At 64.2% G+C, this 24,904-nt stretch carries 24 protein-coding genes; 22 read left to right on the forward strand and 2 right to left on the reverse strand.

From position 1 onward, the window contains the following. Positions 1-7: 7 nt before the first annotated feature. On the reverse strand, positions 8-457 hold the full coding sequence (locus ACR0NY_RS14345) for a c-type cytochrome (protein ID WP_093963737.1): 450 nt from the start codon (positions 455-457) through the stop codon (positions 8-10). A gap of 244 nt (positions 458-701) precedes the next feature. On the opposite strand from ACR0NY_RS14345, the gene ACR0NY_RS14350 reads away from it, so the two are divergent. Then, positions 702-1,808, forward strand: a complete 1,107-nt coding sequence (locus ACR0NY_RS14350; protein ID WP_170369456.1) for a Hint domain-containing protein — start codon at positions 702-704, stop codon at positions 1,806-1,808. A gap of 5 nt (positions 1,809-1,813) precedes the next feature. Here ACR0NY_RS14350 and ACR0NY_RS14355 read toward each other — a convergent pair whose 3' ends face one another. After that, on the reverse strand, positions 1,814-3,007 hold the full coding sequence (locus ACR0NY_RS14355; protein WP_170369458.1) for an NnrS family protein: 1,194 nt from the start codon (positions 3,005-3,007) through the stop codon (positions 1,814-1,816). 233 nt (positions 3,008-3,240) lie between these two features. Between ACR0NY_RS14355 and ACR0NY_RS14360 the strand changes: the two genes are divergently transcribed. From ACR0NY_RS14360 to ACR0NY_RS14460, 21 genes are all read left to right on the forward strand, one after another. Further along, complete coding sequence (locus ACR0NY_RS14360; RefSeq protein ID WP_093963191.1) at positions 3,241-4,917, forward strand: cytochrome D1 domain-containing protein; 1,677 nt, start codon at positions 3,241-3,243, stop codon at positions 4,915-4,917. A 145-nt stretch (positions 4,918-5,062) separates the two neighbouring features. Then, positions 5,063-6,850 (forward strand): NapC/NirT family cytochrome c, encoded by a 1,788-nt coding sequence (locus ACR0NY_RS14365; RefSeq protein WP_170369460.1) that lies wholly within the window; start codon positions 5,063-5,065, stop codon positions 6,848-6,850. Positions 6,851-6,904: 54 nt separating this feature from the next. Further along, a complete protein-coding gene (locus ACR0NY_RS14370; RefSeq protein WP_170369462.1) occupies positions 6,905-7,312 on the forward strand; it encodes a cupredoxin domain-containing protein in 408 nt (135 codons plus the stop codon). Positions 7,313-7,513: 201 nt separating this feature from the next. Further along, positions 7,514-8,275, forward strand: coding sequence for a uroporphyrinogen-III C-methyltransferase (gene cobA / locus ACR0NY_RS14375; protein WP_170369465.1), 762 nt, complete (start codon positions 7,514-7,516; stop codon positions 8,273-8,275). Next, positions 8,268-8,618 (forward strand): c-type cytochrome, encoded by a 351-nt coding sequence (locus ACR0NY_RS14380; RefSeq protein ID WP_170369467.1) that lies wholly within the window; start codon positions 8,268-8,270, stop codon positions 8,616-8,618. Before cobA ends, ACR0NY_RS14380 begins: the two co-directional genes overlap by 8 nt. Continuing rightward, positions 8,615-9,763 (forward strand): cytochrome D1 domain-containing protein, encoded by a 1,149-nt coding sequence (locus ACR0NY_RS14385; protein ID WP_170369468.1) that lies wholly within the window; start codon positions 8,615-8,617, stop codon positions 9,761-9,763. The genes ACR0NY_RS14380 and ACR0NY_RS14385 overlap by 4 nt, the downstream gene beginning before the upstream one ends. 3 nt (positions 9,764-9,766) lie before the next feature. Continuing rightward, positions 9,767-10,756 (forward strand): siroheme decarboxylase subunit beta, encoded by a 990-nt coding sequence (gene ahbB / locus ACR0NY_RS14390; protein ID WP_170369470.1) that lies wholly within the window; start codon positions 9,767-9,769, stop codon positions 10,754-10,756. Beyond that, entirely contained in the window at positions 10,753-11,205 is a 453-nt protein-coding gene (locus ACR0NY_RS14395) for an Lrp/AsnC family transcriptional regulator (protein ID WP_170369472.1), read from the forward strand. The genes ahbB (ACR0NY_RS14390) and ACR0NY_RS14395 overlap by 4 nt, the downstream gene beginning before the upstream one ends. Beyond that, complete coding sequence (ahbB, locus tag ACR0NY_RS14400) at positions 11,202-11,684, forward strand: siroheme decarboxylase subunit beta (RefSeq protein WP_170369474.1); 483 nt, start codon at positions 11,202-11,204, stop codon at positions 11,682-11,684. The genes ACR0NY_RS14395 and ahbB (ACR0NY_RS14400) overlap by 4 nt, the downstream gene beginning before the upstream one ends. A 5-nt stretch (positions 11,685-11,689) precedes the next feature. After that, on the forward strand, positions 11,690-12,904 hold the full coding sequence (nirJ, locus tag ACR0NY_RS14405; RefSeq protein ID WP_170369476.1) for a heme d1 biosynthesis radical SAM protein NirJ: 1,215 nt from the start codon (positions 11,690-11,692) through the stop codon (positions 12,902-12,904). A gap of 43 nt (positions 12,905-12,947) precedes the next feature. After that, complete coding sequence (locus ACR0NY_RS14410) at positions 12,948-14,483, forward strand: nitrite reductase (RefSeq protein WP_170369604.1); 1,536 nt, start codon at positions 12,948-12,950, stop codon at positions 14,481-14,483. Next, entirely contained in the window at positions 14,440-14,703 is a 264-nt protein-coding gene (locus ACR0NY_RS14415) for a hypothetical protein (RefSeq protein ID WP_093963201.1), read from the forward strand. Before ACR0NY_RS14410 ends, ACR0NY_RS14415 begins: the two co-directional genes overlap by 44 nt. Positions 14,704-14,823: 120 nt before the next feature. After that, entirely contained in the window at positions 14,824-15,288 is a 465-nt protein-coding gene (locus tag ACR0NY_RS14420) for a DUF2946 family protein (protein ID WP_254432960.1), read from the forward strand. Further along, positions 15,285-17,459 (forward strand): 4Fe-4S binding protein, encoded by a 2,175-nt coding sequence (locus tag ACR0NY_RS14425; protein WP_437342593.1) that lies wholly within the window; start codon positions 15,285-15,287, stop codon positions 17,457-17,459. Before ACR0NY_RS14420 ends, ACR0NY_RS14425 begins: the two co-directional genes overlap by 4 nt. Before the next feature lie 14 nt (positions 17,460-17,473). After that, on the forward strand, positions 17,474-19,381 hold the full coding sequence (nosZ, locus tag ACR0NY_RS14430; protein ID WP_170369480.1) for a TAT-dependent nitrous-oxide reductase: 1,908 nt from the start codon (positions 17,474-17,476) through the stop codon (positions 19,379-19,381). 3 nt (positions 19,382-19,384) lie between these two features. Further along, entirely contained in the window at positions 19,385-20,641 is a 1,257-nt protein-coding gene (locus ACR0NY_RS14435) for a nitrous oxide reductase family maturation protein NosD (RefSeq protein WP_170369482.1), read from the forward strand. Beyond that, complete coding sequence (locus ACR0NY_RS14440; RefSeq protein WP_170369484.1) at positions 20,631-21,524, forward strand: ABC transporter ATP-binding protein; 894 nt, start codon at positions 20,631-20,633, stop codon at positions 21,522-21,524. Before ACR0NY_RS14435 ends, ACR0NY_RS14440 begins: the two co-directional genes overlap by 11 nt. Beyond that, complete coding sequence (locus ACR0NY_RS14445) at positions 21,521-22,342, forward strand: ABC transporter permease (protein WP_170369486.1); 822 nt, start codon at positions 21,521-21,523, stop codon at positions 22,340-22,342. The genes ACR0NY_RS14440 and ACR0NY_RS14445 overlap by 4 nt, the downstream gene beginning before the upstream one ends. After that, positions 22,339-22,857, forward strand: coding sequence for a nitrous oxide reductase accessory protein NosL (locus tag ACR0NY_RS14450; RefSeq protein WP_170369488.1), 519 nt, complete (start codon positions 22,339-22,341; stop codon positions 22,855-22,857). Before ACR0NY_RS14445 ends, ACR0NY_RS14450 begins: the two co-directional genes overlap by 4 nt. Next, a complete protein-coding gene (locus ACR0NY_RS14455; RefSeq protein ID WP_170369490.1) occupies positions 22,854-23,753 on the forward strand; it encodes an FAD:protein FMN transferase in 900 nt (299 codons plus the stop codon). The genes ACR0NY_RS14450 and ACR0NY_RS14455 overlap by 4 nt, the downstream gene beginning before the upstream one ends. Positions 23,754-23,865: 112 nt before the next feature. Then, positions 23,866-24,897 (forward strand): LacI family DNA-binding transcriptional regulator, encoded by a 1,032-nt coding sequence (locus ACR0NY_RS14460; protein ID WP_170369492.1) that lies wholly within the window; start codon positions 23,866-23,868, stop codon positions 24,895-24,897. Positions 24,898-24,904 lie beyond the last annotated feature (7 nt).

Raw genomic sequence — 24,904 nt, forward strand, 5'->3', positions numbered from 1 at the left:
TCCCTTCTCAGCCCGCGTCATTCGGGGGCCAGTCCTGAGCGTCGATATTGTCCGTCCAGATCAGGAAGTTGGCCAGATCACGGATCTCTTCGTCGCTGAGGTTGAATTGGGGCATCTGCCGGCGACCGGGAATGCCGGTGGGTTGCGCCTCCATCCAGCCCTTGAGGGATTCAAAGGCCGATTCCGGGTCGTCCAGAACGCCCCAACGGGTCATCACGTTGGCGACCTCGGGGGCGAAATAGGCACCCTCACCCATGATCGAGTGGCAGTTGATGCAGGCGTGTTTTTCCCAGACATGCTTGCCCCGGATCACGCTTTCATCCAGCTTCGCCGAGTTCGGCGAATTGACGATGTAGAGGTGTGAGTGGGCCGACAGGGCCAGAAAGATTAAGATGAAGAACAGTGACCCGCCATAGAATATGTTGCGGGCCATGCTCTTGGTCATGACTTCTCGCATTGCGCTCTCCTTTGCGCCGCTTTGCTGGTAGTGGGACAATGGCGGGATGGGCGGTTTGCCGCCTTAACGAAAGTCAAGACTCTGCCCTGGCACGCGGCCAATAGGCTACATTCCCTTAAAATAAGCGTGAAATGCCCCGAAATCGCCTTGAACCGCGTCTATCAGGGTGCCAAGTCAGATGGAGTTGCCGGGTCTGTGTTGTGCGGTTCCAGTGTCTTTGAATGAGTGAGTGAACGAGTAAAAGATGGCGAACTATTCCTATATCGGCTACGCGCCGGGGGTGATTTCACTTAGTTTTACCGGGTTTAACTCCGGGACCATCACTCTGAGTTCAGGCTACGATCCGAACACCGATCGCCGGGTATTTGACGTAACCGATGCGGCCGGTGGAACGCTCGTGAACGGGGACCCGGACAATGGAACTGATTTTAACGGCGACCGTTTCAACAACGAAGTCGGCGATGACCTGACACAGACAGGCGTTGTCACCAGTCTTGACGGATCAACCACCTTTGATTCCGGCGCTATCTATCTGGAAGAATCCTACGCCCTGACCAAACCGGGCGGCGGTACGATCGATGTTTTTCGGGTCGAGGTTGAAGGAAGTCTTGTAGGATACATCACGTCCGAACCTTTGGTACCCGGTACCGCCTATTCCTTCATTCGTTCGAATGTGACCCCGTCGAACGCGCCGGACACCACCGATCCTACAGCGATCGTCGACGTGCCCTGCTTTACCGCCGGTACGCTGATCGATACGCCCACCGGCGCCAAGGCGATAGAAGATCTGGCGGAAGACGACCTGGTTCTGACGCTCGATCACGGCCCGCAACCGATTCGCTGGATCGGCTCGCGCACCTTGACGTCGGCCGAGCTGCGAGCCAAGCCACGGCTGCGGCCGGTCTGCGTGTCTGCGGGTGCGCTGGGGGCGGGTCTACCGCGGCGCGATCTGCGGGTCTCTCCGCAGCACCGGATGCTGGTCCGCTCGGCGATTGCCGTGCGCATGTTCGACGCCCAAGAAGTGCTGATCCCCGCCCATAAGCTGGTCGGCGTTCCCGGCGTTCATGTCGATGAAACTGCCAGCAGCGTGACGTACTACCACATTCTGTTCGACCGCCATGAAATCGTGACCGCCGAGGGGGCTCCGTCGGAAAGCCTGTACACCGGGCCCGAGGCTCTCAAAAGCATTGGCTGCGATGCCCGAGACGAGATCTTCGAGATATTCCCCGAACTTGACGACCCGGATCATGTCCCGATCGCCGCTCGGCCCATTCCCGAAACCGGCAAGCGTGCGCGGCACATGATCCATCGGCATGTCAAAAACGCGCGACCATTGATCGACCGGGCCTGAGCCGCTCAGGACGGTACCGCACGCGGACCCACCAAGGCCGGCCACATCGCCACCACATACAGCGCCATCGCGCTGATCCACAGCCCGTCGGCAACCAGCATGGCAGTCAAGAATTGCGCGTCCAACCCGGACCCAATCCAGCGCAGAATCGCAGCCAGAGCCATCGCTCCGTAGGCGACGACCACCGGCGCGGGGGCGACCAGCGCCCGTCCGCTATGGCCAAGCGCCGCGCGGCTCATGACCGCCAGCGTCATGCCACCGACGCAGCCGATGCCCAACACATGCAGCGCACCAAGTTCACTGCCGAGGCCCAACAAGCCCATTCCCCACAGAACCAGTCCAAGGCCCAGCATCCCCAAGGCCAGATGCAGCGCAAACAGAATCGGCTGCCGGACAGCCCAAGCCCCCCGCCAACCTGACAGGCGCAAGCCCTGTATCGCTCCGAGGACCAGCGCCAAAATCGCGACCGCGTGCCCGGCCCCGAAGATCAGCATCACAGCGGGCAGCAGCAGGGCCAGCACCATGTTGCTTTTTTCCATCCAATCGCGAATGACAGGCCAGTCAGCTTCGGGCACGCCTGCGCGCTTCATTGCATTGCGCGTAAAGGCCGGAGTGATCCGACCTCCCAAAATGGCGATCATGGAACACAAGGCCAGCAGTCCTGTGCGGAGGCCGACATCCAAGGTTCCGACCGTCACACCGATCCAGTCCAGATGGGTCAGCAGGTTTGAGACCCAGATGTAGGCCAGCAACAGAAGAAAGATCATGTTCTGCGGTTTTGGTCGCCGGATCAGCTGGGTGGCGATCTTGGCCGCAAGAACCGGCACGAAGGCGAGGTCGAGCACCGCGACAATCACCGGGTCGATCACACCTGAAAACCACAGTGCCACGCGCCCGGCCAACCACAGCGCCGCTGCAGCGGCAATAAACAAGCGCCGCGCCTCGGGGGCGCCGGTCCAGTTGGGAACGGCGGTCAGAAAGAACCCGCCCAGTGCGGCACTGGCATAGCCGAAAATCATCTCGTGCGCGTGCCACATCGGCGGGCTCATGGCATAGGGCGCCTCGGTCCACAGCTCGAGCCCGGCCAGCGTTGCCAACCACCCTCCCCAGGCCAGACCGGCAAACACGCCGTATAGACCTGCAAACAGAAAAAAGACCCGGAACCCCTCACCCATAACGCGCGTGATTGCCGTTGGCATGCCTGCTCTCCTTGGCCAAGCTGTTCGTTTGCCAAGCACTAGCAACCGCCGGGCCCGCGCCCCTTAACCAAAATCAAGCGTCGGCGAAAACATGACCCCAAAAAGCACTTATTTTCATGGCTTTTTTCGGCCCCATTTCCCCCTGAACGCCCCCTCCGTTGACTTTCGTCAAGGAGAAGACGCCCGTCCCGGCGCAGTGTCCGGCCTGCCTCACCAGCAAACGGAGAGTGATCATGTCACTTGGAATCAGCCATTACACCACCGGCCGCGCCTTCAGGGTCGGTCTGGCCATGTTGTTGGGCAGCGTCGCTGCTCCGACATTCGCCGAAGAGCCAACCCTGAGCGACGAGGCCTTCGAGGCTTCGAAACAGCTCTACTTCGAACAATGTGCCGGTTGCCACGGCGTGCTGCGCAAGGGCGCCACCGGCAAGAACCTCGAGCCACACTGGAAGAAAACCGCAGCCGACGGCACCGTGACCGAAGGCGGCACCCTGCAACTGGGCCAGGAGCGCCTTGAAAAGATCATCGCGTGGGGCACCGAAGGCGGTATGAACAACTTCTCGGACATCATGACCGAGGAGCAGATCCGCGACATGGCGACCTACATCATGATGGACGCGCCCAAGCCGCCGGAAATGTCGCTGGAACAGATGAAGGCGACCCGCAAGGTCTATGTCGAAGAGGCAGACTATCCGACCGAGCCGCTGCACGGTCGCAACTGGGAGAACTTCTTCGTCGTCATCGAACGTGACGTGGGCAAGGTTGCCGTAATCGACGGCGACACCAAAGAGGTGCTGACCCACATCCCCACCGGCTATGCCGTGCACGTTCTGAAAGCGTCCGAACACCACAGCCTGACCGAACCGGAACACCCGGGCCGTTTCTGGTACACCATGGGTCGCGACGGCAAGATGACCAAAATCGACCTCTGGCAGACGCCGGACAAGATGTTGGTCTCGGAGGTCAAGATCGCCTATGACGCCCGCGACGTCGCAGTTTCCGGCGATGGCAAATACGTCATCGGTGGTGGTTACTGGCCGCCGCACTTCGCGATCGTTGACGCCAAAACCATGGAACCGCTCAAGGTCGTTTCGACCCGCGGCGTGAACGTGGACGGCGACTATGTCGAAGAGAGCCGCGTGGCCGCGATCTACACGACACCGAACGAACCCACTTGGATCGTCGCCGTGAAAGAACTGGGCCAGTTGTGGCAGGTCGATTACACAGACCTCGACAACCTGCGCATCGATAAGATCGACAGCGCCAAGTTCCTGCATGACGGGTTCTTTGACCCGACAGGCCGCTATTTCCAGATCGCCGCGAACGCGTCGAACAAAATGGTGGTCGTCGATACCGAAACCCACAAGCTGGAAGCGATGATCGACACCGCTGCCTTGCCGCACCCCGGACCGGGCGCAAACTGGGTCGATCCGAACTGTGGACCCGTCGCCGGTACGACCCACCTGGGTGTGGGTACCGTGACCGTTTGGGGCAACGACCCCGAAGGCCACCCGGATCAGGCTTGGAAGGTCTGCTACGAAGTGGAGACGGACGGCCCCGGCCTGTTTGTCCGCACCCACCCGAACTCGGACTACATCTGGGCTGACCAGACCAAACACCCCGAGCCGGAAATCCAGCAGTCGGTGCAGGTCATCTCGAAAGAGACCGGCGAGATCGTGAAAACCATCCAGATCACCGAAGACGAAGGCAGTGCCGCCGTTCACTTTGAATTCAATGCCGACGGCACCGAGGTCTGGGTCTCCAAGTGGAACCTGTCGGACTCCAAGGAGCCCAACGGTCAGATCGTGATCTTCGACGCCAAGACGCTGGAAGAGATCGGCCGCATCGACGGGCTCTATGCGCCGACCGGCAAGTTCAACGTCTACAACCGCTCGAACCACGTCACCTGACGGGTTCGGACCAAACACAGGAAAGGGCGGGCCCCTCGCCCGCCCTTTCCACGTTCGCGGGGCCGCTCTGGCCCGGTGAAACCTCAGCCAATTTCACCGGCCTGACACCCAAGGCCAGACAAGACAGCCAAAACGGAGCCTGGACATGACCCAGTCCGAACCGGAAAAGAAAAAACCGATCTGGCGCCGGTATTTCCTGTGGGGAATGCCCGTGGCCGGCATCGCCGCCGCCTTTGTCGCCGGCATCATCTTCTGGGGCGGGTTCAACACCGCCATGGAAGCCACCAACACCGAGAAATTCTGTGTCTCGTGCCATGAGATGCGCGACTACATCTATACCGAGTACAAGGGCACGATCCATGACGTGAACCGCTCGGGCGTGGGCGCGGTCTGTTCGGACTGCCACGTGCCCAAGGACTGGACCCACAAGATCATCCGCAAGATCAAAGCGTCGAGAGAGCTGTACGGCAAGATGGTCGGCTCGATCAGCACGCCCGAGAAGTTTGAGGCCAAGCGCATCCATCTGGCCATGAACGAATGGCAGCGGATGAAAAAGACCGACTCGCGCGAGTGCCGCAACTGCCACGATTTCGAGTCGATGATGCCCGAGTTCCAGAAGCCCCGCGCCCGGCAGCAGCACCTGAACGCGATGGAGGTCGGCCAGACCTGCATCGACTGCCACAAGGGTATCGCACACTCGAACATCCGTGACCGCGCACCCGAAGATTTCCTGGAAGAGCTCGAAGCCCCGAACCCGGCCTTCGCCCGTCCGATCCCGCCGGAATACCTGGCCAGCCTGGAACGGATCGAAGCCAAGGAGGCCGCCGAAGCCGAGGCCGAGAAAGCCGCCCGCAAGGCCCAGCAGGAGGCTGTGCAGGCACAGATCGCCGCCGCGGTCGACGCGGCTGTGGCCGAGGAGCGCGCCAAGGCCGATGGCACCGCAACCGACGCCGCGGCCGCGGGCGGTAGCGACGTGGGCGGCAACATCGACTGGAACGCCGTGGCCAGCACCGATCTGAAACTGTTCTATCCGGGACAGGCTTCGTTCGAATGGGTACAGAACGGCAAGACCCACGGCGGCGCACGCCCGCTGACCAAGGGTGGCGACCAGTGCTCGACCTGCCACGCCAAGGAACTGGACGCGATCGGCAACAAGATTGTCGCCGGCGGTGATCTCGAACCGACCCCGATCCCCGGCAAGCGCGGGGTGATCGACGCCACGGTTCAGGCCGCGCATGACGACGAAAACCTGTATATCCGGCTGCAATGGGCGGATGCGGGTCACAATCCCGTGCCCTTCGTCGACGGCGGCAAGATGGACCCGGACAACCCGATCAAGGTCGCCATGATGATCACCGGTACCGGGATCGAGCTGGGCGAACAGGTGGGGTGCTGGGCCTCGTGCCACGCCGACAACACCTATATGCCCTTTGCGCCCGATGTCGAAACCATCGCCGCCAACCCGGACGTGGCTGGACGCCTGACGGCCAAGGACACCGTCACCAAGTACATCAGCGAAAGCCGCACCGAGGTCGAAGTCAAAGGCCGGCGCGGCAAGCCGCTGGGCGGCTGGGACAAGCTGCAGGCCGAAGAGCAGATCGCGCAGTACCTGCAGGACGGCACTTTCCTTGACCTGATGCGCGTCTATGCCGACGGCAGCGCCACCAACGGCTATCTGCTGGAACAGCGCGTGGTCAATGATGGCGAGATCTCGGCCTCGGCCAGCCTGTCGGGCGGCATGTGGACGGTGGTGTTCTCACGTCCGCTGAACTCGGGCGCGCCGGGCGACGTCCCGCTGGAGCCGGGCAAGACCTACACGGTGGGCTTTGCCATCCACGATGACCATACGGCGGCGCGGTTCCACCACGTCACGCTGAACACCAGCCTCGCGCTGGATGACGACAGCGCCGACATCAACGTGGTCAAACAGTAACGAAAAGGGGCCGGCGATCCGGCCCCTTTTCCACAGCCGAGGAGACATGCGACCATGACGACCAAGCCCCTTCTGACCGCAGTCCTGGCCCTTGTTGCGGCCCTGCCGGCCCTGGCCGATGAAACCGACCAGATCTGCGCCGAGGCCGAGGAGCGCTATGTCGAACTCTTCGGCGAACCCTCTGACGCAGCGCAGGATGCCGAGGTGGTGCTGATGTACAAGTACAACTTCTGCCCGGCCCGGATCACGGTCAAGCCCGGCACCACGGTTCGCTGGGTCAACGTGGACAAGCGCACCAGCCATTCGGTGCTGCTTAAAGATGGCAGTCAGCCCGAATCCGACCGCATCTTCCCCGAGGAAACGATCGATATGACGTTCCTTGAGCCCGGCCCGCAGGACTATCTGTGCGGCCCTCATTGGGAAACCCAGAACATGGTCGGTATGGTCACCGTCGAACCCTGAACGCAGGCAAACAACAGGAGCGCGGGCGCAAATCCCGCGCTCCTTAACTTATGTCAAGGAGGCCCCTTTGCGAATGCGCCAGTCTGCGGCCATGACACGCCCGGCCACCCCAGCAACGTCCCGATCCGCCGCTCTGTCCGCGCTCGGAACCGACCGGAACACCCGGGTCCCGATGACATTCAGACCAAGCGAGATTGCACCATGAGCGGTAAGGTTTTTCTGATCGGCGCCGGACCCGGAGACCCCGAGTTGATGACCCTGCGCGCCCTGCGGATGCTGCGCGAGGCGGATGTGGTCGTCTACGACCGCCTGGTCTCGGACGAGATCCTGGCCATGCACGCCCCCGGCGCGCGGCTTATCCCCGTGGGCAAGGCGCCCAAATGCCATACCGTGCCCCAGGACCGGATCAACCAGATCCTGCTGGAACAGGCCCGCGCGGGCCACATAGTTGCCCGCCTCAAGGGGGGCGATCCGATGATCTTTGGCCGCGGTTCGGAAGAGGCGGCGTTTCTGACGGACCATGGCATCGCCGTGGAATACGCGCCCGGCATCACCGCGGCGCAGGGGGCAAGCTGTTCGACCGGCGTGCCGCTGACCCATCGCGGGTTGGCCACATCGGTGCAATATGTCACCGGCCATCGTCAGGCCGACAAGGTGTTGGACCTCGACTGGAAGCGCCTGGCGGACCCTGACACCACCCTGGTCATCTACATGGGCGTCGCCAATATCGGCCAGATCGCCATGGGCCTGATGACCGAGAATCTGCCGGGATCGAGCCCCGTCCTGGCCGTCGGCAAGGCGACCACCCCGGACGAGCGCCGCCTTGTCTCGCGTCTGGACCGTGTCGCCGCCGACGTGCGCGCGGCCGGTCTGGCCGCCCCCACCCTGTTCATTATCGGCAAGGTCGTGTCGCTGTATGCCGAACGGCCCGTTGCAGAGTTGCTGGAGCACGCTCATGGCTAGGACTCTGCCCATTGAACCGGCCCGTCGGGACTGGTCCGGGCGCGCGGTATTGACCGCCGCCGTGCTGGTTGCCACCTCGGCCTTTGCCGCCGACACGCTGGATCCCAACGCGTTGAAACGTTTGGTGCATCAGGATTGCGGGTCCTGCCACGGACTGACCCTGAAAGGCGGGCTGGGCCCCGATCTGCGTGCGGGAAACCTGCAGCACTATGACCCCGAAATCCTGACCGGCGTAATCCTGGACGGCATCCCCGACACGGCCATGCCGCCCTGGCGGCCCCTTATCACCGAGGAAGAGGCCGAATGGATCACCCGTTATCTGCTGAAACCGGAGGCGCAATGAAACAGTTTGTCCTTGGCCTCGCGGCATCGCTGCTGATGACCGCAGCCCATGCCGAACCCACCGCCACCGGAGACCTGGGGCTGGTGATCGAGCGGGCCGCCGGTTCGGTCCTGCTGGTCGATCAGTCCGACCGCGCCGCGCTGGCACGGATCGAGGGGCTGGGCGATCTGTCCCATGCCTCGCTGGTCTATTCGCCGGATGAACGTTTTGCCTATGTGTTCGGGCGCGACGGCGGGCTGACCAAAGTCGATATCGTGACCCGTCAGATCGCCAAGCGCGTCGTACAGGCCGGCAACGCCATCGGTGGGGCGATCTCTGACGATGGCACGCTGGTGGCGGTGTCGAACTATGAACCCGGCGGGGTCCGCGTCTTTGACGCCGACACGCTGGATCTGGTGGCCGACATCCCCACCGGCAGCAAGACCATCGGCTTGGTCGATGCGCCGGGCCGCCGTTTCGTGTTCACCATGTGGGATACGGGCGAGACCTGGATCGCCGATTTCGCGCGCGGCACCGACCCGCAGATCACCAAGATCACCGACATGGGCAAAAACCCCTATGACGCGCTGATCACCGCCAATGGCCGCACCTACATTACCGGTCTGTTCGGGCAGGACGGGCTGACCGCGCTGGACCTGTGGGCGGACACCCCCGAACCGATCCGGGTGCTGCCCGGCTATGGGCGCGGTCAACAGGAGTTGCCCGTCTACAAGATGCCCCATCTGGAAGGCTGGGCGCATACGGGCGCCGAATTCGTATTGCCGGCCGTCGGCCATCACCAGGTGCTCTGGGTCGATGCCGACACACTCACGGAAACCGGGCGCACCCAGACATACGGCCAGCCCGTCTTTGCCATGGCGCGGCCCGACGGCCGGCAGGTCTGGGTGAATTTCGCCCACCCGCTGAACGACACGATCCAGGTGATCGACACGGTCAGCAAACAGGTCATCCAAGAGTTCAAACCGGGCCCGGCGGTGCTGCACATGGAGTTCACCCCGCGCGGGCACGAGGTCTGGATCAGCGTGCGCGATGCAAACACGGTCATGGTCTATGACACCCACAGCTTTGAAAAGCTGCGGGAAATTCCGGCCGACAGCCCCTCGGGCATCTTCTTCACCGCGCGTGCGCACAGAACGGGGCTGTAAGCGATGTGCCACATCACCGACCCGATCGACCGCAGGCTGCTGGATGACTGGCAGCGCGATTTTCCTGTTGCCGACCGGCCGTTCCAAGTGCTGGCCGCGGCGCTGGGGCTGGATGAGGCCGAGGTGATCGACCGCCTGACCCGCATGCGCGCCGCCGGGCGCATCACCCGCGTCGGCGCGACGGTCGCGCCCGGCGTGGCCTCGGCCAGCACGCTGGCTGCCGTTGCCGCGCCCGAGGACAAGGTGGAACAGATCGCCGCCCTGATCGACGCCGAGCCTGGCGTGAACCACAATTACCAACGCGAGGATGACTGGAACCTGTGGTTCGTGGCCACTGGCCCCGACCGGGCGCATGTGGACGCCACCCTGGCCCGGATCAGCGACCGCACCGGGCTGCGCGTTCTGGACCTGCGTCTGGTCCGCCCGTTCAACGTCGATCTGGGTTTTCGCATGTCGGGTTGCTCGCGGCGCGTGCCACGTCCGCGTGCGGTCGACCGAACCGTTCTGCGGCAAGGCGATCGCGACATCCTGCAGGCTCTCAGCGCGGGCCTGCCGCTGATGGCCGACCCTTACGCGGCGCTGGCCCGGTCCTTGAACCGCACCCCCGAGGACGTAATGAACCGCATCCGGGTGTTGCACAAGGCTGGCGTCATCTCGCGCCTGGGGGTTATCGTGCGGCACCGGGCGCTGGGGTGGTCGGCCAACGCCATGGTCGTGTGGGACCTGCCCGTCGAGCGGATCGACCACGCGGGCCCCGCACTGGCCGCCCATCCCGGTGTGACCCTGTGCTATGAGCGCCAGCCGGTCGAGGGCGTGTGGCCCTATCGGCTCTATTCCATGATCCACGCCCGGTCGCGCTCCGAGGCGCGGGGCATCCTGGCCGGCGCCGCCGCCCTGCCTGAATTGGCAGGCGCCGCGCACAAGGTTCTGTTCTCGACCCGATGCTTCAAACAGACCGGCGCATTGATCAAACCGAAAGAGGCCGCCGCATGACCCCGCTGGACGACACCGACCGCCGCCTGCTGAACCGCCTGCAGGAGGACTTGCCACTGACCCCCCGCCCCTATGCCAATGTGGCAACCGAACTGGGGATCACCGAACAGGACCTGCTGGACCGGCTGGCTCGGATGAAGGCTGACCGGGTCATCACCCGGTTCGGCCCGTTCTTCGACGCCGCCGCCATGGGCGGGGATTTCTGCCTGTGCGCCATGGCGGTGCCCGAGGCCGAGTTTGAAACCGTCCTGAGCAAAGTCAATGCACACGCCGAGGTGGCGCATAATTATGAACGCACGCACCGGCTGAACATGTGGTTCGTTCTGGCGACCGAAACGCCCGAGGCGATCACCGCCACGGCCGACGCGATCGAACGCGAGACGGGGATCACGGTTCAGCGGTTCCCGAAACTGCAGGAATTCTTCATCGGCTTCCGGGTGGCAGCATGATCGACGCAACCGACAGACGGATCATCGAGGCGCTGCAGGGCGGGTTGCCCCTGGTGCCCGCGCCTTTTGCGCAGGTCGCCGACGATCTTGGGATCGAGGAAGCCACCCTGCTGCACCGGCTGGCAGCGCTGAAGGCACGCGGGGTGATCCGGCGGATCGCCGCGGCCCCCAACCACTACAAGCTGGGCATGACGTCGAACGGCATGACCGTCTGGGACGTGCAGGACGACCTGATCACCGAACTCGGCGCCCATATCGGAGCACTGCCCTTCGTCACCCATTGCTATGAACGGCCCCGCGCCCTGCCCGACTGGCCCTACAACCTGTTCGCCATGGTTCATGGCAGCTCGCCCGATGAGGTCGAAGACAAACGCGGCCAGATCGCCACGATCCTGGGATCGGCCTGCCGGGGCAGCAACATTCTCTATTCCACGCGCATCCTGAAAAAAACCGGGCTGCGCCTGAAAGCGAAAGGCTGAGACCGATGTTCCGCCTGACCGAATACATGCAGCAGCTGGTCAACCCGACGCCGGTGCGCAAACGCCGCACCGGACCGGTGAAACCGGTGGTGATCTGGAACCTGACCCGGCGCTGCAACCTGAAATGCCGCCATTGCTACACCGTGTCTGCGGATGTGGCCTTCCCGGGCGAACTCAGCCACGAGCAAGCCATGGTCACCCTTGAGGATCTGGGCCAATTTCGCGTCCCGGCCCTGATCCTCTCGGGCGGGGAGCCATTGGACCGGTTCGATTTTTTTGACATCGCCCGGCGCGCGCGCCAGCTGGTACCGATGCTGGCGCTGTCGACCAATGGCACGCGGATCCACGACGAAACCGCCGACATGATCGCCGATGTGGGCTTCAATTACGTCGGCATCTCGCTGGACGGAATCGGGGCCACGAATGATTGGTTCCGCGGGGTCGAGGGCGCCTTTGATGACGCCCTGCGCGGCGTGCGCGAATGCAAGAAGCGCGGCATCAAGGTGGGCCTGCGGTTCTGCCTGACCGAGGGCACCCAGCACCACCTGCCCGACCTGCTGAAACTGTGCGACGACGAGGGGGTGGACAAGTTCTATCTTTCGCATCTGGTCTATGCGGGGCGCGGCGACAAGAACCGGGGCGAGGACGCGGAACATCAGCGCACCCGGCAGGGGCTCGACCTGTTGCTGGCCCGCGCATGGGAGGCCGCCTCGGGCGGACGCCCGCTGGACATCGTGACCGGCAACAACGACGCGGATGCCGGGTATTTCCTGAACTGGGCCGCCGCCCGGTTCGACGCCGACGCCGTCGCGCATGTGCGCGAGCACCTGGCCCATTGGGGCGGCAATTCCAGCGGTCTGGGCGTAGCCAATATCGACAATCTGGGCCGCGTCCATCCCGACACCTACTGGTCGGACTACACGGTGGGCAACGTCAAACTCACTCCGTTTTCCGAGTTGTGGTCCGGGGATGACCCGATGCTGGCCCTGCTGCGCACACGGCCGCGCCCGTTGAAGGGGCGGTGCGGCGCCTGCCGGTTGCAGGATGTCTGCGGCGGCAACACCCGCATCCGGGCCCTGCAGCTGACCGGCGACCCGTGGGCCGAAGATCCGGCCTGCTACCTGACCAATGACGAAATCGGCGTGGACAGCGCGGGCGAGCGCCTGCAGGTCACGCCTTTCCGGGGGAAAAGCCATGATCCGGCGCATCAGTTCTTCTGACGACCGCTGCCCTGACGCATCGAACAATGCCGCGCGCGGACGCATGACCCGCGCCACGACGGTCGCCGCGATGTGCTCGGTTCTGGCGGGCGGATTGGCATTGGCCGACCCGGCGGCGGATTACGCCGAGCATTGCGCCAGCTGCCATGGCGAGGCGCGGCTGGGCGGCGTCGGCCCGGCGCTGATCCCCGAAACTCTCAAACGCATGCGCGGCCCCCGCGTGGCCGCCGTCATCGCCGAAGGGCGCCCCGCGACCCAGATGCCTGCCTTCGCGCACGAGCTGGACTCACTTCAGATCGAGGAACTGGCGGGCTGGCTGAAATCTCCGCTGGAGGTCGACCCCGAATGGGATGCCGAACAGATCATGGCCAGCCGCACGCTGGATGCCGATTACGCACAGGTCGATGCGCCGGTTTGGGACAGCGACCCGATGAACATCACGCTGGTGGTGGAAACCGGCGATCACCATGTCAGCGTTCTGGACGGCGACACGTTCGAGATTCTGGACCGGTTCGAAACCCCCTTTGCCGTGCATGGCGGCCCCAAGTTCAGCCCCGATGGGCGCTATGTGTTCATCATGTCACGCGATGGCTGGGTGCAGAAATACGACATCTGGGCGCTGCAACAGGTGGGCCGCATCCGCGCCGGCCTGAACAGCCGCAACATCGCAATGTCGGGCGACGGCAAGTGGCTGGCCGTGGCAAACTATCTGCCCAACAGCCTGACCCTGCTGTCGACTGAGGATCTGTCGGTCGCCAAGGTGGTCGAGGTCAAGGGCAAACAGGGCAAGCCCAGCCGGGTCTCGGCCGTGTACCAGGCCCCCCCGCGCGAAAGCTTCGTGCTGGCGCTCAAGGATGTGCCCGAGATCTGGGAAGTGTTCTATGGCGATAACCCGCCGCAATTCGGGCTGGGTCATGATTTCCGGATCGAGGGGCAGTTCAAGAATCCCGACCCCTTCCCCGTCCGCAAGATCACCACGCCCGACTATCTGGACGATTTCTTTTTCGACCAGAGCTATGAATACGTCATGGGCGCGTCGCGCGATGGCAAGGGCGGTCAGGTGATCGACCTCGTGATCGGGCAGAAAGTGGCGGATCTGGACCTGCCCGGCATGCCGCATCTGGGCTCGGGCATCACCTGGCAGCGGGATGGCACCACGGTGATGGCCACGCCGCACCTGACCGAAGGCACCATCTCGGTCATCGACATGGGCACCTGGGAAACGATCAAGCGGATCGAGACCGAAGGCCCGGGCTTTTTCATGCGCAGCCACGAGAACTCGCCCTATGTCTGGGCCGACGTATTCTTCGGCCCCAACAAGGACGCGATGCATGTGATCGACAAGCAGAGCCTCGAGATCGTCAAAACCCTGCGGCCCGCGCCGGGCAAGACCGTGGCGCACGTGGAATTCACCCGCGACGGCGCCCATGCGCTGGTGTCGATCTGGGAGGATGACGGTGCGGTGATCGTCTATGACGCGCAGACGCTCGAGGAAATCAAACGCCTGCCGATGCGCAAACCTTCGGGGAAATACAATGTCTGGAACAAGATCACCTTCTCGGAAGGCACCAGCCACTGACGGGCGCTGGCCGGTCTGGAAACTGGCCATTCTGTTGTATCCGGCGACGGCGCTGACTGTCGCCATCAACCTGTTTCTGGCCGGGTTGATCGCCCATGCGCTGGGGTTCGGCGCAGTTACACCGGTGGCCGCGCTGATCTGGTGTGTGCCCCTTGGGGTTCCGGCCAGCTGGCTGGCGGGGCGCTGGGTGCGGCGGTTGATGGATGAGGCCGACGGCTGATCCCAGGCGATCGGCCGCCAAACCGAAGTGCCATTTTTTTGACCACCTGATCGAAGTCAAGTCGCACCGCCAACCATTCACTTACGACTCGGGCAACATCAAATTCGAGTCGGAGTCTCCATGCCCGCCGCCCGCCAAAACCACAGCCTCCCTGTCCGCGCGATACGCGTGGCACCCGGGCTGGCGGGCATCCTTCTTTTGATGTTGCAGGTGCTTGGGCCAGCGCTGGCGAGTCCCGGCCAGGGCACCTGGATGGAGATCTGCTCGGAGGCAGGCGCGGTCTGGGTGCAGGTGGACCTGGAAGGCGACACTGGCGACCCGACCGCGCCCTGCCCGAAGTGTGCCGATTGCGCCCTGTGCGCGATCACGGCGGCGGCACCGGTCCCCGACCTGCCGCAGGTGCAACAGCCCGGATTTGTGCAGATAACACGTTGTGAGTGCGCCGATCTGTTGGATTCGTACAGCTCCGAACGGCTGTGGCCCGAAACCCGCGGCCCCCCGGCCGAGCCCGAAATCAGAACCGAACGCGCGCCCCGCGCGTCCATGGCGTCAACCCGAACCGAAGGAGGTGCGCCGTGGTCGTGACCCGCGCTGCCCATTTCCTTGTTGCCCTTGTCCTGTTTTGCCTGCTGGCGCTTGGCGCGCGGGCCGACAGTCTGGCCAGCTTCCTGCCCGAGATCGAACCCGCCGAACTGGCGACCGGTGCCGATGCCATCGGTCCGGTGCGTGAAGACGTGCCGGTGGCCCCGGTGCTGAAGGGCGGTGAAACCGTCGCCTGGGCCTTTCTCACATCCGATTTCGTGGGCACCACCGGCTATTCCGGCAAGCCCATTCACGTCGTCGCCGCCATCGACGGTGATGCGGTGCTGACCGGCGTCAAGCTGGTCAAACATTCCGAACCCATCGTTCTGATCGGCATTCCCAACGCGCGCATGGTCGAGCTGACCGAAGGCTATGCCGGTCTGGACCTCAAGCGCGAGGTCGAGACAGGCGGCGAGGGACATGATCTGGACATCATCTCGGGTGCGACCGTTACGATCATGGTGATCGATGACAGCCTTGTGCGCGGCGGCATCAAGGTGGCCCGCGCCTTGGGTCTGGGCGGTCTGTCCGAAGTGCAAGCCGACGGCCCCCAGCGCCAAGTCGACATGACCAAGGCCGACACTCATGACTGGTCAACGCTCTCGGGCGACGGCTCGACCCGGCGGCTGACGCTGGACGTGGGTCAGGTCAACGCCGCCTTCGAGGCCACCGGCGACCAGCGCGCGATCAAGCGCCCCGAGAAGGGCAACCCCGAGGACACCTTCATCGACATGCATGTGGCGCTGGTCTCGGTGCCTTCGATCGGCAAGTCGCTGCTGGGCGAGGCCGAGTACCAGAACCTGGTCAACTGGCTGGACGAGGGCGAACACGCGATCTTGGTGCTGGGCCGCGGCAAGTACAGCTTCAAGGGCTCGGGCTATGTGCGCGGCGGGATCTTCGACCGGATCCAGCTGATCCAGGGCGACAATTCGGTACGGTTCTTCGACCGTCAGCACCGTCGCCTGGGCACGGTGGCCGCCGAGGATGCGCCCAGCTTTACCGAGCTGGACATCTTCAAGATCCCCGCCGATGCCGAGTTCGACCCGACCGAACCGTTCCGCCTGCAACTGCTGGTGCAGCGGGCCATCGGCGCGGTGGAAAAGACCTTCCTGACCTTTGATCTGGGTTACAATCTGCCCGAACAATACCTGTTGCCGGTCGCGGCGGCGCCCAAGGTCGTGAACGATGCCACAGGCGAGGCCGCCGCCAAGTCGGCCCTGTGGCAGCGCATCTGGAAGGACCGCCAGGTCGAGATCGCCGTCTTGGGCGCCATGCTGCTGGTGCTGACGATCACTTTCTTCTTCCAGTTCCACGCCACGATGAACGCGCGGGTCTTCTACTGGTTCCGCATCGGGTTCCTGACGATGACACTGTTCTTCATCGGCTGGTACGCGAATGCGCAGCTGAGCGTGGTGAACATCATGGCGCTGGCCGGCAGCCTGCGCGGCGGCTTCACCTGGGATGCCTTTCTGCTGGACCCGCTGGTGTTCATCCAATGGTTTGCCGTGGCCGCCGCGCTGCTGTTCTGGGGGCGCGGGGCCTATTGCGGCTGGCTGTGCCCCTTCGGTGCCCTGCAAGAGCTGACCAACAAGATCGCCCGCGCGCTGAAAGTGCCGCAATGGACCCTGCCCTGGGGCCTGAACGAGCGCCTGTGGCCGATCAAGTACATGATTTTCCTGGCGCTGTTCGGCCTGAGCATGGTGTCGATCCCGCTGGCCGAGAAATATGCCGAGGTCGAACCGTTCAAGACCGCGATCATCCTGAAATTCATGCGCGATTGGCCCTTCGTGGTCTTTGCGGTGGGTCTGTTGGTGATCGGCCTGTTCATCGAACGGTTCTATTGCCGCTATCTGTGCCCGCTGGGCGCGGCGCTGGCGATCCCCGCCCGTATCCGCATGTTCGACTGGCTGCGCCGCTACAAGGATTGCGGCAACCCCTGTCAGACCTGCGCCAACGAATGCCCCGTTCAGGCCATCCACCCCTCCGGCGAGATCAACCCGAACGAGTGCGTCACCTGCCTGCATTGTCAGGTGCTCTATCAGTCCGAGAGCAAATGTCCCGTCGTCATCCGCCAACTGAAACGGCGGGCCAAGACCGGGTCGGTCAAGATCAAGACCCCCCTCGGACAACCACCGGCGAACCATCCGAACGCCAAACCGCAAACCGTTTCCTAAAAGGAGGAACGACCATGTCGGACCACGACACCAAACTGAACATCACCCGCCGCGGGATGCTGGGGGCCACGGCCACCGGGGCCGTGCTGGCCGGAACCGGCCTTGGGTCCACGATGATGACCGCCAAACAGGCCAGCGCTGCGGCCAAGGTCGAACTGGCGCCAGGCGAGTTGGACGAGTATTACGGCTTCTGGTCTTCGGGCCAGACTGGCGAGCTGCGCATCATGGGCTTCCCCTCCATGCGCGAACTGATGCGGGTGCCGGTGTTCAACCGCTGCTCGGCCACCGGATGGGGCCAGACCAACGAGTCGCTGAAGATCATGACCGAAGGCCTGCTGCCGGAAACCAAGGAGTTCCTGGCCAAGCGCGGCATGAAAACCTATGACAACGGCGACTTGCACCACCCGCACATGTCGTTCACCGACGGCACCTATGACGGCCGTTATCTGTTCATGAACGACAAGGCCAACACACGCGTGGCCCGCGTGCGCTGCGACGTGATGAAATGCGACAAGATCATCGAGATCCCCAACGCCAAGGCGATCCACGGTCTGCGCCCGCAGAAATTCCCGCGCACCGGCTATGTCTTTGCCAATGGCGAGGACGAAACCCCGCTGATCAACGACGGCAGCGTGCTGGACGATCCGTCGCAATACGTCAACATCTTCACCGCCATCGACGGTGACACGATGGAGATCGCCTGGCAGGTGATGGTGTCGGGCAACCTCGACAACACCGATTGCGACTATCAGGGCAAATACGCCTACTCGACCTCGTACAACTCGGAAATGGGCATGAACCTGGCCGAGATGACCGAGAGCGAGATGGACCACGTCGTCGTCTTCAACCTCAAGGAAATCGAGGCCGGCATCGCCGCGGGCGACTATCAGGAGATCAAGGGCGTCAAGGTTCTGGACGGGCGCAAGGGGTCGAACAAGAAGTATACCCGCTACATTCCGATCCCGAACTCGCCGCACGGCATCAACACCGCGCCCGACGGCAAACATGTCTGCATCAACGGCAAGCTGTCGCCGACCGTGTCGATCATGGACGTGACCAAGCTGGATGCCCTGTTCGAAAGCGACGCCGATCCGCGTTCATGCATCGTGGGCGAGCCGCAGCTGGGCCTTGGCCCGCTTCACACCGCCTATGACGGTCAGGGCAACGCCTTCACCACGCTGTTCCTGGACAGCCAGATCGTCAAATGGAACCTCGACAAGGCCATCCGCGCCTACAACGGCGAGGACGTCGACCCGATCATCTCGAAGGTCGACGTGCACTACCAGCCGGGCCACAACTCGACGTCGATGGGTGAAACCAAAGAGGCCGACGGCAAGTGGTTGATCTCGATGAACAAGTTCTCGAAGGACCGGTTTCTGAACACCGGCCCGCTCAAGCCCGAGAACGAGCAGGTGATCGACATCTCGACCGACGAGATGAAGGTGGTGCATGACGGCCCGACCTTTGCCGAGCCGCATGACTCGATCATCGTGCGCCGCGACATCGTCAACCCGGTCAACGTCTGGGACCGCAACGACCCGACCTGGGAAGATGCGCGCAAACAGGCCGAGGCCGATGGCGTCGATCTGGAGGAAGGCGCCGAAGAGCCGATCCGCGACGGCAACAAGGTGCGGGTCTACATGGTCTCGCAGGCGCCGACCTTCAGCCTCGAGAAGTTCACCGTCAAACAGGGCGACGAGGTCACGATCTACGTCACCAACCTGGATGACGTGGACGATGTGACCCACGGCTTCTGCCTGGGCAACTACGGCATCGCCTTCGAGGTCGCGCCGCAGGCCACCGCCTCGATCACCTTCACTGCCGACCGTCCGGGCGTGCACTGGTTCTATTGCCAGTGGTTCTGCCACGCGCTGCACATGGAAATGCGCGGCCGGATGCTGGTCGAACCGCAGGGAGCCTGACCCATGCGCTGGCCCCTGCTCATCCCGCTTCTGCTCGGCTCGCCGCTTTGGGCGGCGGACTGGGACGTGCCCAACCGGGCGGGGGCCATCACTGAGACACTGGCGCAGGCGGCGGATGGCGACACCCTCCGCCTGAGCCCCGGCGTCTATGCCGAACGCTTGGTTCTGGACCGGCCCGTCACCATCGACGGGCAGGGCCAGGCCACCATCGACGGACAAGGCACCGGCAGCGTCATCACCGTGACCGGACCCGACATCAACCTGCGCGGCCTGACTGTGATCGGGTCGGGGTCGAACCATGGTGAGATCGACAGCGGCATCCAACTGACCAAGACGGCCCGCGCCGCCGTGGTGGAAAACAACGTGCTACTGGGCAATCTCTATGGCATCGACATCCACGGTGCCGATGACAGCATCGTGCGCGGCAACCGCATCGAGGGCCGGCAGGACCGCCGGATGAACGACCGCGGCAACGGTGTTTATGTCTGGAACGCGCCGGGCGCGGTGGTCGAAGGCAATGACATCCGCTTTGGCCGCGACGGAATCTTCGTGAACTCGTCGAAGAAGAACACCTTCACCGGCAACACCTTCCGCGATCTGCGCTTTGCCGTGCACTACATGTATGCCGACGATTCCATCGTCAGTGAAAACCTCTCGATCGGCAACGATCTGGGCTATGCGGTGATGTTCACCTCGAACGTGCAGGTGATCAACAACGTCTCGGTCGGCGACCGCGAACACGGGGTCATGCTGAACTATGCCAATGACAGCGTGATCTCAGGCAACGTGGTGAAAGGCGCCAAGGAGAAGTGCACCTTTCTGTACAATTCCAACAAGAACGAATTCACCGACAACTGGTTCGAAGGCTGCGGCATCGGGATCCATTTCACCGCCGGCAGCGAACGCAACCGGATCGTCGGCAACGCCTTTGTCGGCAACCGGACACAGGTGAAATACGTCTCGACCAAATGGGTCGAGTGGTCGGAAGAGGGCCGCGGCAACTACTGGTCCGATTTCGCCGCCTTTGACGTGAACGGCGACGGCATCGCCGATGCCCCCTATCGCCCCAACGATAGCATGGACCATGTGCTGTGGACCCAACCCGCAGCCAAGCTGCTGCTCGGCTCGCCTGCCGTGCAGCTGGTGCGCTGGTCGCAATCGGCCTTCCCGGCGCTGCTGCCGGGTGGCGTGATCGACAGCCACCCCTTGATGCAAGCCCCTCAACCCCCAGCCATGAAAAAGGTGCCTCATGACGGATAAGGCCCTGACCATCCAAACGGTCTGCAAGGATCGCGGCAAGACCCGCGTTCTGAGCGATATCTCCCTGACGCTCGACCCCGGACAGCGCGTGGCGCTGCTGGGCCACAACGGCGCCGGAAAATCCACCCTGATCAAGTCGATCCTGGGCCTGACGCCCATCCAGGCCGGCACGATCCGCATCGGCACCGCCGCCCCCGGCAGCGCGCAGGCGCGTCGCGACACGGCCTATCTGCCCGAGGCGGTCTCGTTCCACCCGGCCCTGACCGGGCGCGAGCAACTGACCCTGTTTGCCAAGCTGTCAGGCACCCGCGCCGACGTGCCCGCCTTGCTGGACCGTGTCGGGCTGGGCGACGCGATGGACCGTCGGATCGGCGCCTATTCCAAGGGGATGCGGCAGCGGCTGGGCCTTGCGCAGGTGCTGCTGGGCCAGCCGAAGCTGGCGCTGCTGGACGAGCCGACATCGGGGCTGGACCCGATTTCGCGCCAGGACCTGTACGCTATCATCGACGAGCTGGCCGCGCAGGGCACCGCCGTGCTGATCGCCAGCCACGCCCTGACCGAGGTCGAGGCCCGCACCGACCGCATCGCCATCATGCGCAAGGGGCGGATGGTGGCCGATGACACGCTGGCCAACCTGTCGGCGCTGGCAGGGTTGCCGATCCGGCTGCGGGTACGCGCCCGCGCCAATGCCGACGCGCTGGCCGCCGAACTGGGCGGCGACCGGATCAACGGCGCCTCGGTCGAGCTGCTGTGTTCGCCCGCCGACAAGATGCAAGCGCTGCGCCGCATCGCCGCGATGGGTGACGCGGTGGCCGACCTCGAGATGACCCCGCCCAAGCTGGAAGACCTCTATCGCCACTATGCTCAGGAGGCGCTGCAATGACCCGTTTCCTTGCCATCACCCGTACCGAGATGCTGATCCTGCGCCGTAACCGCTGGCTGCTGGTGGCGACGCTGATCATGGTTCTGTTCGCGCTGGCCCTGACCTTTGCCGGAAGCGCGCCCACCGGCACGCTGGGGGTCGACATGCTGACGGTGTCGGTCGCCTCGATGACCACTCTTTCGGTATATCTTGCGCCGTTGCTGGCGCTGATGATTTCCTTTGACGCCATCGCCGGTGACGTGGACCGGGGCAGCCTGTCGCTGCTGCTGTCCTACCCGGCGGGGCGCGGGGAAATTCTGCTGGGCAAATTCACCGCACATCTGGCGGCGCTGGCCTTTGCGATGACGGTCGGTTTCGGCACCGCCGGGGCGGTCGCCGCGTGGTTCGGCGGCGCGGGCGCGGACAGCCTGTTCGCGCTTGGCCGGCTGATCGTCACCTCGATTCTGCTGGGCGCCGTGTTTCTGGCGCTGGGATACCTGCTGTCCGCCCTGGCGAGGGGCGCAACGGCGGCGGCAGGTCTGTCGGCCGGGCTCTGGCTGGTCTTCGTCGTCCTCTATGATCTTGGGCTGTTGGGAGCCGTCGTCATGGACAAGGGCGGCGTCTTCACCCAATCCGTCTTTCCCTGGGTGATGGTGGCCAACCCGGCCGACGCTTTCCGTCTGTGGAACATCGCCGCGACCGAGGGCGTGGCGATGGCGTCCGGCATGACCGGCGCCGCGCAGGCCCTGCCCGCCTGGGCGGCGCCCGGCTCGCTGCTGATCTGGCCGGTGCTGGCCTTTGCCCTGGCCCGGTTGGCGTTCCGAAGGGTCGAGCCATGACGCGCCTTGCCCTGATTGCCTTGATCGCGCTGGCAGCCTGCAAGGAAGAACAGGCAGCCGCCCCGCCGGATCCGGTCGATCTGACCGAAACCGCGCTCAGCTATTTCTGCCAGATGAACGTGGCCGAACACGGCGGTCCCAAGGGGCAGATACATCTGGAGGGCTATCCCGCGCCGCTGTTCTTTGCGCAGGTGCGCGACATGGTGGCCTATCTCAAAAGCCCCGAGCGGGATGCCGAGATCACCGCGGTCTATGTCAGCGACATGGGCGCGGCCCCCAGCTGGCACGAGCCGGGCATATCGAACTGGATCGCCGCCGATCAAGCCACTTTCGTGGTGGGCGCCGGCGTGGCCGGCGGCATGGGCGCGCCCGAGATCGTGCCCTTTGCAACACCGGACGCCGCCGCGCGGTTCATCGAAACCTATAGTGGCACCGCCCTGCCCCTGACCGACATTCCCGACGACGCGGCGCTTGGCCCCGTCGATCTGACGCAATCCCTGGAGACACCCGCATGACCCCCCTGTCCCGCCGCCGTTTCCTGACCATCTCGGCCGCCTGCGCCGCCTTGCCGACCGTGGCGCGCGCCGCCCCGGTTGCCCGCTGGCGCGGCACCGCGCTGGGGGCACCCGCCAGCCTGCAGCTGGGCGGGCTGAGCAACGCGCAGGCCGCGTTGATCATCGCCGCGCTCGAGGCCGAACTGGACCGTCTGGAGAATATCTTCAGCCTGTACCGCCCGGACTCGCAGCTGAGCCGCCTGAACCGTGACGGCACCCTGACCGCCCCGGCGCCGGAACTGCTGCAGGTGCTGACCCAAAGCGCCGCCTTGCATGACGCAACCGGCGGCGCATTCGACCCGACCGTTCAACCGCTGTGGATGGCGCTGGCGAGCGGCGCCCCGGATGCCGAAGTGGAACGGTCGCGGGCGCTGGTCGGGTGGCAGGGGGTTTCGGTATCGGCCGAAGCGATCCGCCTGCCCCATCCTGGCCGCGCGGCGCTGACACTGAATGGCATCGCGCAGGGCGCCGTGACCGACCGCATCGCGGCGCTGCTGCGGGCGCAGGGGCTGACCGATGTGCTGGTCGACATGGGCGAGATCGCCGCCATCGGCAGCCGCGACGACGGGTCGGACTGGCGCGTCGGCCTGGCCGGCCCCGAAGGCGTGACCCGGCGAATCGAGCTGCGCGACCGGGCGGTGGCAACCTCAGCCCCTGATGCGACGCAACTGGCCGGTCGTCATGGCCACATTCTGGGCCCGCAGGGTCAGCCGGTCCGGCATCGGGCGGTTTCGGTCTCGGCCCCTGACGCGGCGCTGGCCGACGGGTTGTCGACCGCGCTGTGCCTGCTGCCCGCGGACCGGATCGCGCCGGTTCTGCAACGCTTCCCTGAGGCCCGGCTCGAGATGCTGATTTGACCGGAATGGCCGTCCCGGAACTCTGCCGTTGAAATTTGTCGCGCGATAAGAAAAGGTAAAACACCGACAAATTCAGAGTGGCGCGGGCCGTGTCCCGCGCCAGAGGCAAGGCATGGCACCCAGAAAAATCCGGAACATGGAGGAGTTCGCCGCCGTCAGCGGGATTTCGCGCCCGACGGTCTCGAAATACTTCAACGATCCCGACAGCGTCCGTCGGTCGACCCGCGAACGGATCGAGCAGGCGCTGGAGCGGTTCGACTATCGCCCCAACATCTTTGCCATGAACCAGAACCGCAAGCTGACCAAGAATGTCGGCATCGTGGTGCCCTATCTGGCCGACCCGTTCTTTGCCGAGATCGCCCGCAACATCGAGGAAAAATGCATCGAGGCCGGGTTCCGCCCGACGCTCTACAGCGCCTATGGCGACCCCGCGCAGGAGGCCGAGATTCTCGACAGCCTGCGCGCGCTGAAACCGGCCGGCGTGCTGCTGGCGCCGCTGGGGCGCGATTCCGACCGATCATTCATCGAGAAGTTCTGCAAGGATATACCCACCATCCTGTTCGACAGCAACCTGGAGGGCATGGGCGCGGCCTTTGTCGGGTCGGACAATGCCAGCTTCATCGAACAGACCGTCGATTACCTGTGCCGCAGCGGCGAACCGCCGGCGTTCTTCGAAATGCGGCATCCTGCCAACCCCAACGCCAACAAGCGCCGTATCGCCTATGTCAATAAGATTGAGAGCCTGGGCTTCGAACCGCAGGTGATCAAGGTCGATGGTCGCGGCTGGGGGTTCGAGGAAATCGGCCGCGAGGGCGCATTCAAGCTGTTGGAGCAGCCCAGGCTGCCCTCGCGCACCATTCTGTGCAGCAACGACCGGCTGGCCATCGGGTTCCTGTCTGCCTGCTATGAAAAGGGCCTGCGGGTCGGGTTGGGCGACGACTGCGACCTGCGCGTCGCCTCGCATGACGACCATCCGTTTTCCAAGTTCACCTGCCCGTCGCTGACCACCGCGGCGCATGACTACAACGCGGTGTCGAATCGCTCCGTCGAGACGCTGACGCAACTGGTCGAATCCGGCGGGCGGCTGAGCGCGCGCACCGAAACCCTGTTTCCCGCGCGTCTGATACTGCGGAGTTCGGCCTGATTTTCGA

This window comes from Ruegeria sp. BJ5 (assembly GCF_056537865.1).